Raw genomic sequence first — 13,546 nt, 5'->3', positions numbered from 1 at the left:
GAACGGCATCCTCATCTCTCTTGTGTTGTGTTTATATATTATTTGCCTGCGGCCGAAAACTGTTCAAGGAAGCGGATGTCGTTCTCGAAAAAGAGGCGTATGTCCTTGATGCCGTATTTTAACATCGTGATACGCTCGATACCCATACCGAGGGCGAACCCGGTATATTTTTCCTTGTCTATGCCATTTAATTCCAAAACGTTGGGGTCAACCATTCCACATCCCAAAATCTCCAGCCAACCCGTGCCTTTACAAACGTTGCAACCTTTCCCGTGGCATAGTGTACAGGATACATCCATTTCTGCCGACGGTTCGGTGAAAGGGAAGTAGGACGGACGTAAACGGATTTGCGTGTCCGGACCGAAAAGTTCTTTTGCAAAGTACGTGAGGGTTTGCTTCAAATCGGCAAAAGATACATCTTCGTCAATGTAAAGCGCCTCGATTTGGTGGAATATACAGTGTGCCCGTGCGGAGATTGCCTCGTTACGGAATACTCTTCCGGGAGTAACCAGACGAATCGGGGGACGGTGGGCTTCCATATCTCTTACCTGTACGGACGAAGTATGGGTATGCAACACGATATCCGGGTTTTTCTGAATGAAAAACGTGTCCTGCATGTCGCGGGCCGGATGTTCTTCCGGGAAGTTTAATGCCGAGAAGTTGTGCCAGTCATCCTCGATTTCCGGTCCTTCGGAAATGGTGAATCCAAGTTTATTGAAGATCGCCAGAATCTCGTTTTTCACGATAGCCAAAGGGTGACGGGTTCCCAGTTTTAACGGGTCTCCCGGCATTGTCAGGTCAATACCGCTTAAACTTTCTTCTGCGTTAGATAGCAAGTCTTTCAACTCGTTTATTTTTGCCAAAGCCGTGTTTTTCAGTTCATTCAATTCCTGGCCCATGACTTTTTTCTGATCCACGGGAACGGTTTTGAAATCATCAAATAGAGCAGCAATTGTACCTTTCTTGCTTAAATGCTTGATTCTGAACTGTTCTACTTCTTCCAGATTCTTTGCCTGGAATTCGGCTATTTCAGCACGGAGTTGTTTAATCTTATCTAACATTTTCTCAAAATTTGAAATCCTTGGGTTGCAAAGTTAATAAAAAAGTCTCACACATTTCAATTCTTTGAAGAACTTCATTTTTCATCCCAAATATTTTTCATCGTGTAGGGACCTCCGGGGAAAATCCAAGCGGAACCGTCAGTCATTCGGGTGTGGGAATCAAGCGTGGCGATTTGTGTCATATCTTCTTTTGAAAGATTGATATTCAGCGAATTGATGTTTTCTTTTATTCGTTCAGGGTGAACTGATTTCGGGATAATCACGATCCCTCGCTGCACTCCCCAGGCAATAATAATCTGGGCGGGAGTACAATTATATTTTTTTGCTAAGTTCACGATAATAGGTTCTCGTGTTAGTCCCGGTTTGTCTTTTATTGGGAGATTACGTCCGAGCGGGGAGTAGGCTGTCATGAGAATACCTTCAGATTGACAGAATTGAAGTAATTCTTTTTGTTGGAGGTAGGGATGCATTTCCACCTGATCCATTTCGGGTTTTATTTTCGCCCCGGCAATCAGTTCTTGTAATTTGGGTATGCTGAAATTTGACACCCCGATATGGCGGCATAGTCCTTTTGCCTGCATCTCTTCCATGGCTTTCCAAGTCTCTATGAGCGGGCATTCTTCCAAGGAAAACAGGTCGGACGCTTTTTGTGGGTATTCTATCTCGTGTTTCAACGCTATCGGCCAGTGAATCAGGTATAGATCGAGGTAATCCAGTCGAAGGTCGTGCAGGGTGTTTCGCAAGGCTTCTTCCACGTGCTCTGGCGCATGGTTGTTATTCCATAATTTGGACGTGATGAATAAATCTTCCCGTTTTACGAGGTCTTCATTGAAGACTTCTTGTAAGGTATCCCCGATGATTTTCTCGTTTTTGTAATAAGCGGCGCAATCGATCATCCGGTAACCGTCTTTGATCGCGCTGATAATGGCATCATGCAGATCGTTAGTTTTGGATTGATAAGTTCCCAATCCGAAGAGGGGCATCTTGTCCCCGTTTCTAAATGTAATAGTTTTCATGAACGTGTAGCTTTATTGTTCCATTTTCATGAACGAGATTTATCGCGGAAGGGTTGTTTTTCTTACCCTTTTTTTAGCTTCTTGTATAAATAGGTGACGAATTTATCTTTTTGTTGTTTTGCCGTGGGATATAATAAGCAGCCGACAACGGCCCCGAGTACGTCTGCAACCAAATCCCACCATTCTCCTCCACGGTGGAAATAATTGAATTGCAAAATCTCGATCAATCCCCCGTAAACGAAGCTGAACCCGATGGCAATCGAATAGACGGCTCGTAGGGATAATCGAGTTTGGTAACGAAGTTCGCTACACAGGAAGATCGCCATGATAAAGAACATTCCAAAATGAACGACTTTGTCAAGCTGGGGGATATTTAGTTTAGGATCGGGTATCGAATCTGATGGAATAGCGCATAAGAAAAAGATGACTCCTGCCCAAATGATATTCCTCCATAATAAAGTGTGTTTGCGTGCTATCATGTTATTCAATTATTTTTACGCTGATTATTCTCACGTCCTTGAAAGGGCGGTCTTGTTTGTCGGTGGATAAGGCGGCTATTTTGTCGAGCACGTCGAAGCCTTCTATCAGTTCCCCGAAAACCGTGTATTCTTTATCCAAGTGGTGAACCCCGCCTATTGTGGTGTATGCTTTTCGTTTCTCATCATCCATGTAGAGTTTTTCGGTATTGTTGGCCCATTCAAACGCGATATCCGATTTAATTTTTTCGGCAATTGCCCGGAATTCGGGAACTTTTTTTTGTGCTCTCAACGTGTCAAGCATGGCTTTTTTCTCCGGCGTGTAATATTTCTTTTGAATGGCTTTCATGATCGGGACATTTATTGATTTTTCGATGCGATCCAGTTCTTCCGGCGAGTATTTCTTCCCGACCACGAAGTAGAATTGGGCGATGTCCGATTCTTTGAATACATTCACCCGGTCCGGTTGACGGGGGGCGGCTAGGGCTCCTTTCTTGTGGTAGTGGTGTGGCTTGATTTCCGCGTCGATCGTGACCCCTTTGCCATAACCGATAGCTTGTCCAGAAATGGCGTTTCGACTGTCGGAAGACCCGCCTTGCACGACAAAATTCTTTACGACCCGGTAGAATAATGTTCCGTTATAATGACCGGATTTTGCTAAACGGATAAAATTATCCCGGTGTAACGGGGTGTCGTTGTATAGTTTTGCTTTTAAGTTTCCCATGTTTGTTTCAATCAAAACAACATGCTTTTTTTCCTGACCTTGGGAAGTCATGGAAAAAAAAGCCAGTGTAAGGGATAAAAGTGAGAGCGTTAAAAGTTTATACATGGTGTTGATCATTTTATGGTTTAACGATTTTGTTTACAAGGTATTTTACCGGAAAGTACGAGGCAATGTAACCGATAGAGATCACTGTGATCATGATGATCAAAACATCGGAGGTTATCACCTTGACGGGGTAAGCACTGACAATGTAACTCCCGTTGCCGAGGGTAATAAAACCGTAATATTCTTGTAAAAGGCAGAGAAGCGTTCCAAGGATCAGCCCGATCAGTGCGCCAAACCCGGTAATCAGGTTACCCTCCAGTTTGAAAATCGAGATTATTTTCTCTTTTGTCATTCCAAGAGCCCGGTATATCCCGATATCTTCTTTCTTGTCGATTATCAACATGGATACGGAGCCGATAATATTGAACGACGCGATTAATAGGATAAATAGCAAGATGAGAAAAACAGCTAGCTTTTCGGATTTCATCATGGCATAAAAAGATCGGTTCAGATCGTACTTGTCTTCTACTTTGTAGATCGGTTTCAGTTGTGGGGACAATTCTTCTTTCAGCGAGATTGCCTGATCGGGATTTTGTAGTTTGATCTCTATTTTAGAGATTTGTCCCGGAACTCCGAATAGTTCTCTTGCCGTTTCTATTCCGGTGATTACGTATTTCCCGTCAATATCCTGTTGTGCCGAGAATATCCCGAGCGGGTAAATTTGGAGATTATTCAAGGCAGAACTGGATGCGGAAGACGCTTTACGATCCGGGTAATAAAAAGTAACCGGGGAAGATAATCCCATCCGGATTTTCAGGGCAGCGGCAATGCCGTATCCCATGACCACCGTGGGCTTCCCTTCTTCCTCCAGGGTGTAAATCCCGCTAATGACCGATTGCCGGATATTGACGTGGTCGGCGTAAGTCGAGTCAACACCCTTTACGACTACGGGTACCAGTTTATCCTTGAACTTTACTAGAGAATTTTCCTCCACAACGGGATCGTAAGATGCGATTCCCGGTATTTTGGCTAACTTCTCTAATAAAGAAGAGTCGGTCTCGATAAACTTCCCTTTTGCCGGTGAAATCGTGAGGTCCGGGGTAAATGTATCGGTGGCTTCCGTGAGGAGTGTATCAATTCCATTGAACACGGAGAGGACGACAATAAGAGCCGTGGTACCAATCGCAACCCCCACCATGCTGATAATGGAAATGATGTTTATGGCATTCTGTTTCTTTTTTGAGAACAGGTATCTCCGAGCAATGAATATCGATAGATTCATCGTGAAATGGTGCTATTGTTTCAAGAGCGAGTCGATTTTATCGATGTAATCCAAGCTGTCATCCACGAAAAATTTGAGTTCCGGGATGATTCGTGTTTGCTTTCCGATCTTTTTTCCAAGGATAAACCGGATGCTTTTATTTTTCTCCGCCAAGCTCTCCAGCACCTTGTCCGTTAGGTTCGACGGGAAGATACTGAGATACACTCTCGCGTAAGACATGTCCGGGCTAACTCGCACGGCTGTAACGGATAACATGGCACCCACCGTGAATTCTTTACACTCTTTTTGAAACATTTCGCTTAAATCCCGTTGGATTAAACGCCCTACCTTATTCTGTCTAATTGAGTCCATTCTGAAGAAAAATATTTTATACGATAAAATTTTTCACAAATATAGTGATTATAATTGATACTTTTATTATCTTTGCCCTCGCAAAACGGAAACGAGATGTAGCGCAGTTGGTAGCGCGCCACGTTCGGGACGTGGAGGCCGCTGGTTCAAGTCCAGTCATCTCGACCTAAATTACAAAAGCTCTGATTTTTCAGGGCTTTTGTTGTTTTTACTCTTGACGGTTAAGATGAATTAGGGAGGAGAGGTAGTTATTCCGTGGCGTTATCTTTGGGATAACGCCTAATGAATGAAGAAAAGGTTGATGTGAAGAGAGTATGAATATCTGGAAAATTATATATATATTGCGTTGTAATTTGATGATATGATAGATATTCAGGTAAAGTTGCACGATAAGTATTCCGTGGAGTTTAAGATCGGCTACCATATTGATCGAGAGGTGGAAAAGAACGAGTTTAGAATGAACACGTGGTTTTTCGTGCCTCATAGTCTGGATATAAATGCCACGACTTATCCAAAGGATGCGTTTTACAAAGATGTGAAATCTAATGTGCGATTAATTACCCCGATTTATTCCCTGAAAGAGATTGCCGGTGGGGAGTGGACTCCTTTTGTCTTTCTGGAAGAGGCTTTCCTGCATTTGGTGACGGATACATCGAAAGAGTCATTAGAGGCGTACGAGTATCAAATCAAGATGTTTACTTCGATTCTGAAAAGTGCTCTCCGGGGTAAGGCGAGCGAGGCGATTCATCATGAAGTGGAGGGGAACGAGCGGGGGGATATGGTGGACCAGTATATCGAGGAAGTGCGTTTGATTGTCAGGAGATACCGGGATTTGAAAAAGATAATTAACGTGGAAGGAATGCCTAGAGAAGCGCTGAATTATTTCTCTTTCGGGGATGAATACTTGTCGAATCTGGTGGAATTTCACACGTTTAAGTTGCTGGACGGATTAAAAGAGAACGATCCCGTGTGTTATGAGCGGGAAGTGAAACGTTTGATGGCGTTGATACGTTCGGAGATTGATTACAAAAAGATAAACGGTTATCTTGTGGCAGAGACTGAAAGCGTCGATCGCAACCGGGCAGTGATTTACCGGAGGGGGATGTTGAAAAAATACGCGGAGAGCGATTTGTTTCTGAAATCTTCCAAGAAGAAGGACGGGGTGTTGGTGGAGCAGATTTATTATAGTATTGCGGCAGGCCTTTCCATGATTTTTGCCACGATGGTGGCGTTTTCGTTTCAAAAGAAGTACGGGAATTTCACGATGCCGTTATTCGTGGCGCTAGTAGTGAGTTATATGCTAAAAGATAGAATCAAGGAATTGATGCGTTTTTATTTTGCGCATCGGTTGGGGAAAAACTATTTTGACCGGAAAACGACGATTAGCATGAACGAGAACGTGGTCGGGTGGATCAAAGACGGAGTCGATTTCATATCGGAAAATAAAGTGCCGGAAGAAATTCTTGAACGTCGGGCCCGTACGGATTTATTGGCGGCGGATAACCGTTACGCGGGTGAGAAGATCATTCTCTATCGAAAGTGGATACAACTTGATGCGGAAACGTTGGATCAGTATGGCCAGTATGATATTGCCGGGGTAAACGAGATTCTTCGGTTTAACGTGGGGAGTTTCGTGCAGAAGATGGACGAGCGGGATTACGAGCTTTACGTGCCGGAGGGTGAAACGGGTTATGTCCCGATTAATGGGGATAAAGTTTATTACCTGAATTTTTTGACACAGTTGCAGCATGCGGATCAGGTGGAATACAAGCGGTATCGTTTGGTGATCACTAGGGAGGGTATTCAAGAAATCCAAAAAATGTAAGCGCCTGCGGGGTTATTGAAGCGTGAAGTATTAATTAGAAGGCTTTTTGAGGAGTAGCTTCGAATTCACAGGCATTTAAGCGTGTTATATTGAAAATATATTGTAGATTTGCGGAACCAATCAACTTTAAAAGCGCTTATAGAATAGAAATGAGAAAATGGAGCATTGACGATTCAGCAGAACTGTATAACATTAACGGTTGGGGGCTGAACTATTTTTCGATTAATGAGAAGGGACACGTTACGGTAACACCGAAAGTGGGGGGACCGACAATAGATATTAAGGAATTGATGGAGGAGCTTCAGGTGAGGGATGTATCGGCCCCGATATTATTGAGGTTCCCGGATATTCTGGATAACCGGATCGAAAAAATCTCTAGTTGCTTTCAGATGGCAGCCACGGAATATGGTTACACGGGTAAGAACTTTATAATTTATCCGATTAAGGTGAACCAGATGCGTCCTGTCGTGGAAGAGATTGTCAGTCATGGGACCAAGTATAACATTGGTCTTGAAGCGGGTTCTAAACCGGAGTTGCATGCGGTGTTGTCGATTGATATTGACGACGATGCCATGATTATTTGCAACGGTTACAAGGACGAGAATTATATCGAGTTGGCTCTTTTGGCCCAGAAGATGGGACGGAATATATATTTAGTTGTCGAGAAATTGAATGAATTGAGAAATATCGCTTCTATTTCTAAACGGTTAAAAATTCGTCCGAATATTGGGATTCGTATCAAGCTGGCGAGTTCGGGAAGTGGAAAGTGGGAAGAGTCGGGGGGTGATGTTAGCAAGTTTGGCGTGAATTCGAGCGAATTGCTAGAAGCTATGGATATTTTGGAAAAGAACAAGATGACGGATTGTTTAAAATTGATTCATTTCCATATCGGTAGTCAGGTGACGAATATCCGTCGCATCAAAACGGCATTGAAAGAGGCGTCACAATTCTATGTTCAGTTAAAGAATTTAGGATATAATATAAGCTTCGTGGATATTGGCGGTGGTTTGGGGGTTGATTATGACGGGACGCGTTCGGCCACAAGTGGTAACAGTATGAACTACTCGATTCAAGAGTACGTGAATGATGCCGTGTCCGCGTTGGTTGATGCCTGCGAGAAAAATGAGTTGGAACAGCCGAATATCATTACCGAGTCGGGACGTTCTCTGACAGCCCATCATTCCGTACTGATTTTCGAGGCTCTTGCCAGCACGAGTTTACCTGCTTTTGATGAGAACGAAGAAATTGCCGAGAACGCTCACGAGCTGGTGAAGGAGTTGTACGATTTGTGGGAGAATTTGAACCAACCTCGTTTGATCGAGACGTGGCACGATGCAATGCAAATTCGCGAGGATGCGCTAGGGTTATTTAATCTCGGGTTGATTGATTTGTTCACCCGTGCGCAGGTAGAGCGTTTATTCTGGTCTGTAGCCCGTGACGTGTATGATATGGCAGTTGCCACGAAGCATGCCCCGGATGAATTGAAGAAGATTTCAAAGATGTTGCCGGATAAATATTTCTGTAATTTTTCGTTGTTCCAGTCCTTGCCGGATTCTTGGGCGATTGATCAGATTTTCCCGATCATCCCGATTGCCCGCTTGAACGAGCAACCGACGAAATCTGCAACCATTCAGGATATTACTTGTGATTCGGACGGGAAAATTGATAATTTTATTTCGACTCGTAATTTTTCGTACCACCTTCCGGTACACGAGTTGAACGGGAAAGAACCTTATTATTTAGGCGTGTTCCTCGTGGGAGCTTACCAAGAGATTTTGGGAGATCTTCACAACTTGTTTGGTGACACGAATGCCGTTCATATCAAGGTGAAGGGTGACGAGTATATGATTGATAAGGTGATTGAGGGAGAGACCGTGGCTGATGTGCTTGAATACGTGCAATTTATGCCGAAGAAGATGGCCCGTACGGTGGAAGTCTGGGTAACTTCTTCCGTGAAGAAGGGTATTATCTCGGCTGAAGAGGGACGGGAATTCCTTTCGAATTATCGTTCCGGTTTGTACGGGTACACTTATTTGGAGTGATATGATATATGAGTATAAATGTAAGGCCGTTTCCACTCCGGAAACGGCTTTTTTATTTTGAGAAATACGTGTGACATTGATTGTGCTTTTATCGGAATTTTGTTAAAAGTGAAAAAATGAGGAAAAAGTAAGGTGAAAGAAAAAAGATTATATATTTATTACACTTCAAGTGTTGTCACGAAGTCTTTAGATATAGATTTGTTGTTGCTTGAAGATGATTAAGTTGTTGTATTTAAGTAATAAATGGATTTTGTTTGGCTGTGCTTTCAGTTTGTGTTCGTGACGAAATGAAAAATCTGATAGTTGAAATATGGATAATCGAAAGTGTTAATTCGGATGGAGATTAAAATTTAACAATATTAAAGTTGAGAAAATCCTTTTTTGGATTGCAAACGTTTTCTATCTTAGCTCTCGGTATAAAAAATGGTTCGCGCTGTCTCAGCGGGAACCCAAATACCAATAACAAATTTATGAAAAAAAATCGAAGTCTCTTTTGAAACCCGATACAAAGGTATCGGTTTTTTCTTTATAACCGTGTTATTTATTTGTTAACTTTCGGTTACTCGGAATTGTTTGCAAAATGTACCTGAGTATACGGTGTGAAATCGTAAAGGTTTTATAATAGATCAAATTTTATAAGGGAATCCTGATTTTTTTTCGAATGTCTTTTAAAATTCGGTGAATAATTTTTCGTGAAGAGTTTATGCCTAATTCTAATGGAGCAGTTAGAGATACGGATGAATAGTTTCAGCTTGAAAATATGTGTTCGAATACAAATAATGAAAATTCGTGGTAATACTATAGTAAATCTAGGGAATAATATCCCTAGGTTTATTTTTGGTGTATATATAAATTACTTGAAATATTGCCTTTGAGTCATATGAGGCTCGTGTAGGGAGTTTTGATGCGTTTCGTTTGATTTGTATGAAAATTGTGAGGTTTGGAGTGTTAATTTGGGGTATTTATAACGAGAAATATTTTTTTGTTTTATAAAGTTTTCCTAAATTGGTACTCAGATTACAGGTCGATTTTAACATTTACAAGACGGATCATGAAACATATCGCCATTATTTCTTCTAGCGTTAGGGATGGGAGACTGAGTCACCGGGTTGCGTTATTCTTGGAGCAATTCATTCCGGCAAATTATCCGCTAACGGTGGAGGTGCTTGATTTGAAAGAGTATAATTTCCCCCTTTTCAACGAGCGTTTTGCTTTTCAGAAAAGTCCGTCTTCGGAATTGGTGGATTTTACCGAACGTTTTAAAAAAGCTGACGGTTTGGTTATTGTTTCTCCTGTATATAATGCCGATTTCCCGGCAGCATTGAAGAACGTGATCGATCTTTATTATAAGGAGTGGGTACATAAGCCTGTTGGAGTCGTATCCGTGACTTCAGGGATGACTCCGGGAATAGCAACCGTGCAGCGCGTGCAAACATTATTATTGAAGTTGGGAGCGTTGGTGGCTCCGGTAGTGTATACTGTCGTGAATGCCGCGAAAGAGTTCGAGGAATCCGGAATACCCGTGAATAAAGAACAAAGTGAAAAATTAGCGAAGCCGATGATCAATGAATTAATCGGGTTAATCGGCAAGGACTAGGAGAGACCGTCTTAAAATAAAAATGGTCCGCGCTGTCTCAGCGGGGACCCAAAATACCAATAACAAATTTATGAAAAAAAATCGAAGTCTCTCTTTTGAATTCCGATACAAATGTATCGGTTTTTTATGGTAACCGTGTCACTTATCTATTAAGTTTCGGTTACATCATATTTATATTCAAAATACATGCCTATATACGGCAATAAACCATAAAGGTTTCATAATTAATCAAAATTAATGCTTAATTGTAAAGGACCGTCAGTGGTTAATTCCTCAAAAGGATTTGATACAGAGAGCCCTAATAGTCGAATACGGAATTGTGTTAACTCTAAGTCTTTGAGTAATTTTTTTGCTAGGGGAAGGATTTCATTGAGAGTACGTAGCTCGTGTGCCATGGTGACACTACGTGTCTTCTGGGTAAAATCGTGGAATTTGATTTTTAGTGTTAAGGTATGGCCTTTAAAATCAGACTTTTCGATACGATTGATTAATTCTGTCGTCACGTGGTATAATTCGATGATGACGGATATATAGTTTACCAAGTCGTTTTCAAAGGTACTTTCACAACCAACGGATTTACGAATGCGTTCGGGGGTGACGATTCTAGGGTCTATGCCGTTGGCGAAATCATGGTAAAGGGTTCCGGCTTTCCCGAAATTCCGGGTAAGGAAGGCTAGCGTACATTTTTTGAGGTCGGCGCCCGTGTGTATCCCCAAGGTATGCATTTTACGGGCTGTAACTTTGCCGATACCCCAGAAAGCCTCGATCGGGAGTTTGGCGATAAATGCGGGGGCCCGGTCGGGATGTATGGTGTAAAGACCGTTCGGTTTTTTGTAGTCGGAAGCGATCTTTGCCAAGAATTTGTTATAGGAAACCCCGGCAGACGCGATAAGACCTAATTTTTCTTTTATCTCTTTCTTGATTTCCTTGGCGATGTCAACGGCTAACGGGATGTCTTTTTTGTTCTCGGTAACATCCAGAAAAGCTTCGTCAAGGGCGAGAGGCTCGATGATATCGGTGTATTCGTGGAAGATTTCGTGGATTTGCATGGATACGGATTTGTAGTATTCCATGCGAGAAGAGGCGAAAATCAAATCCGGACACAGTTGTTTGGCCTTCATGGAGGACATGGCAGAGCGTACACCATAACGACGGGCTTCGTAGCTGGCTGCAGCCACGACACCCCTCTTTTCCGGCCTTCCCACGGCAAGCGGTTTCCCCCGGTATTCCGGATGATCACGTTGCTCGATGGAGGCGTAAAAGGCGTCCATGTCGATATGAATGATTTTTCTGTTTTCCATCTCTTGTTTCAATGAGTAAATATACAATATTCTCTCGAATTTTGATGTATATGGTATTTATTTTGCCCGGCTAATTCACTGTCCGGCAGAAGTCTTTTCATTTTCCTCTTTGTTGCCGATGATCCCGGGAATGTATGCTTACAAGACTATTTTGGCTTTGATTTGTTTTATGCAGACGGGAGATGAGGAAATTCTCCCCAACTTGATTGTAGAGATTTTCCGCAACGGGTTGACGATTTTCTTTGTTTTGGCTGTTTTGGTGATCGGGGGGCATTACCGTTGTTTATATTCCATAAACAGTCAATTTCGATGACGCGTTTTTTACGAAGGAGTCAAAAGTGACGGGTAATAAAAAAGGGCTGTCAAGCAGCCCTTTCTGTTATTTCTGGAATAATTTGTTCCAATTCTTGTATTCTCTTTCTTTCCAAGGTCCGTTGTGATAAACGTAACTTGCGATAGCGGGAATAACAGTGGTTCCTTCGGCGTAAACCATTTGCTCGTAGGTAACGTCAACTTTACCCCAAGAACAAGCTTCTTTCAAAGTTGAAGAAGAGCAAGCTCCGTCGCGAACGTCTGCCACGGTGATCTGGATAGCGTATTTGTGCATCGGCACGTCGTAACCTAAGATTTCTGCGCAAACAACAGTGTCTTGTGCGAAGTTCTTTGGGGTACCTCCACCAACCATGAATAATCCGGTAGTTCCTGCCTTGATTTTGATTTGGGTCAGTTCGATGAAGTCTTTTACAGAATCAATAGACACGTGTTTGTCGGGGTGATCCCATTGGTGTTTACCGATACCGAATCCCGCGCTACAATCAGAGAATGCCGGGCAGAAAATGGGCACACCACATTCATAGCAAGTTTGGATCAAGCTGTCTTTTTTCACGGCGTGTCCTTCATGTAACCATTTCCCGATTTCCCAGATAAATTCACGCGATGAATAGGGACGGGGTTCCAAGCTGTTTGCAATCTCGTAGGTCGTGTGGTCGCAAGCTTGTAATTCCTCCTCGTCAATGAACGTATCGTAAATACGGTCAATGTAAAGGTTTCTCAATTGCATGTCAGGCACATCCTGGTGTCCTTTGTAGTGTTTGTAGCCTAGGGCCTCGAACAAGTCCATGTCGATGATAGACGCTCCGGTAGAAACCACCACGTCAACCATTTTGTTACGAACCATGTCCACGTAAACCTGCATACATCCGGCAGCACTTGTACTTCCGGCAATGGTAAGAATATTAGTACACTCTTTCTCTCCAACCATCATCATTAGGATATCGGTTGCTCTGGCGGTATCGCGAGAGGTGAATGACATATCGCGCATCGCGTCGATTAATTGGGTTGAGTCATACGACTTGATGTCGATGTGTTTGATAGTGTCTTTTAATAAGTCTTTCTTTTCCATTTTAATGATCTTAATAATTATAAGGTACAATATGAGGACCTTATTGACTCAATTTCTTGATTTTAGATTTTAGATTTTAGATTTTAAATTCCCGCCGCACAAGGCTGACGTTTTTTGAATCATCAATCGTAAATCATCAATCTAAAATGTATCATTGATTTTGATATCTCATGCTCAGGATTTGGTAGATCAGTTTGCTGGCGAGAAAATCGGATGATTTGTTGATCTCGTTGGGGCAAAGTTCTACTACATCCAAACCGATAATATTGTGACGTTCGTTGATTAGTTTGAGGAAGTTTAATACTTCTCTGTAATAGAGTCCGTCTGGTTCCGGGGTCCCGGTAGACGGAAGGATTGCCGGGTCGAAAACGTCTAGGTCTATGGTGATATACACGTTGTCGTGCAGTTTCTGGGATACCATGTA

Annotated in this window: 13 protein-coding genes and 1 tRNA gene; 5 read left to right on the top strand and 9 right to left on the bottom strand. The window is 42.6% G+C overall.

The features are described from left to right. Nucleotides 1-38: 38 nt before the first annotated feature. The 6 genes from pheS to rbfA form a co-directional block, all read right to left on the bottom strand. A complete protein-coding gene (gene pheS, locus DWW52_RS08215) occupies nucleotides 39-1,061 on the bottom strand; it encodes a phenylalanine--tRNA ligase subunit alpha (RefSeq protein ID WP_118715011.1) in 1,023 nt (340 codons plus the stop codon). Nucleotides 1,062-1,135: 74 nt separating this feature from the next. Next, the gene (locus DWW52_RS08210; RefSeq protein ID WP_118715010.1) at nucleotides 1,136-2,077 is read right to left on the bottom strand and encodes an aldo/keto reductase; all 942 of its coding nucleotides are present in this window, start codon (nucleotides 2,075-2,077) and stop codon (nucleotides 1,136-1,138) included. A 62-nt stretch (nucleotides 2,078-2,139) separates the two neighbouring features. Further along, on the bottom strand, nucleotides 2,140-2,556 hold the full coding sequence (locus DWW52_RS08205; RefSeq protein ID WP_118715009.1) for a VanZ family protein: 417 nt from the start codon (nucleotides 2,554-2,556) through the stop codon (nucleotides 2,140-2,142). Between the two features lies 1 nt (nucleotide 2,557). Next, complete coding sequence (locus tag DWW52_RS08200) at nucleotides 2,558-3,382, bottom strand: peptidylprolyl isomerase (protein ID WP_118715334.1); 825 nt, start codon at nucleotides 3,380-3,382, stop codon at nucleotides 2,558-2,560. 13 nt (nucleotides 3,383-3,395) lie between these two features. Beyond that, a complete protein-coding gene (locus DWW52_RS08195) occupies nucleotides 3,396-4,604 on the bottom strand; it encodes an FtsX-like permease family protein (RefSeq protein ID WP_118715008.1) in 1,209 nt (402 codons plus the stop codon). Nucleotides 4,605-4,616: 12 nt separating this feature from the next. After that, nucleotides 4,617-4,955, bottom strand: a complete 339-nt coding sequence (gene rbfA, locus DWW52_RS08190) for a 30S ribosome-binding factor RbfA (RefSeq protein WP_118715007.1) — start codon at nucleotides 4,953-4,955, stop codon at nucleotides 4,617-4,619. A gap of 92 nt (nucleotides 4,956-5,047) precedes the next feature. On the opposite strand from rbfA, the gene DWW52_RS08185 reads away from it, so the two are divergent. From DWW52_RS08185 to DWW52_RS08170, 4 genes are all read left to right on the top strand, one after another. After that, a tRNA-Pro gene (locus DWW52_RS08185) sits at nucleotides 5,048-5,120 on the top strand. A gap of 196 nt (nucleotides 5,121-5,316) precedes the next feature. Continuing rightward, the gene (locus tag DWW52_RS08180; RefSeq protein ID WP_118715006.1) at nucleotides 5,317-6,780 is read left to right on the top strand and encodes a hypothetical protein; all 1,464 of its coding nucleotides are present in this window, start codon (nucleotides 5,317-5,319) and stop codon (nucleotides 6,778-6,780) included. Nucleotides 6,781-6,929: 149 nt separating this feature from the next. Continuing rightward, a complete protein-coding gene (speA, locus tag DWW52_RS08175; RefSeq protein ID WP_118715005.1) occupies nucleotides 6,930-8,822 on the top strand; it encodes a biosynthetic arginine decarboxylase in 1,893 nt (630 codons plus the stop codon). A gap of 1,051 nt (nucleotides 8,823-9,873) precedes the next feature. After that, nucleotides 9,874-10,419, top strand: a complete 546-nt coding sequence (locus DWW52_RS08170) for an NADPH-dependent FMN reductase (RefSeq protein ID WP_118715004.1) — start codon at nucleotides 9,874-9,876, stop codon at nucleotides 10,417-10,419. A 224-nt stretch (nucleotides 10,420-10,643) separates the two neighbouring features. On the opposite strand, the gene dinB is transcribed toward DWW52_RS08170, so the two are convergent. Then, nucleotides 10,644-11,720, bottom strand: coding sequence for a DNA polymerase IV (dinB, locus tag DWW52_RS08165; protein ID WP_118715333.1), 1,077 nt, complete (start codon nucleotides 11,718-11,720; stop codon nucleotides 10,644-10,646). Between the two features lie 19 nt (nucleotides 11,721-11,739). On the opposite strand from dinB, the gene DWW52_RS08160 reads away from it, so the two are divergent. After that, on the top strand, nucleotides 11,740-12,033 hold the full coding sequence (locus DWW52_RS08160) for a threonine/serine exporter family protein (RefSeq protein ID WP_370449499.1): 294 nt from the start codon (nucleotides 11,740-11,742) through the stop codon (nucleotides 12,031-12,033). A 66-nt stretch (nucleotides 12,034-12,099) separates the two neighbouring features. Here the strand turns inward: DWW52_RS08160 and DWW52_RS08155 are convergent, their stop codons facing one another. Both DWW52_RS08155 and DWW52_RS08150 read right to left on the bottom strand, forming a co-directional pair. Then, complete coding sequence (locus DWW52_RS08155; RefSeq protein WP_118715003.1) at nucleotides 12,100-13,122, bottom strand: deoxyhypusine synthase; 1,023 nt, start codon at nucleotides 13,120-13,122, stop codon at nucleotides 12,100-12,102. A gap of 151 nt (nucleotides 13,123-13,273) precedes the next feature. Next, nucleotides 13,274-13,546, bottom strand: a 273-nt coding sequence (locus DWW52_RS08150) for an arginase family protein (RefSeq protein ID WP_199691973.1), incomplete at its 5' end; no start/stop codon positions are given.

This window comes from Odoribacter sp. AF15-53 (assembly GCF_003479425.1).
Classification (GTDB): domain Bacteria; phylum Bacteroidota; class Bacteroidia; order Bacteroidales; family Marinifilaceae; genus Butyricimonas.
Note: the sequence above shows the minus strand (reverse complement) of the source record. Positions and strands in the feature narration are given on the sequence as shown.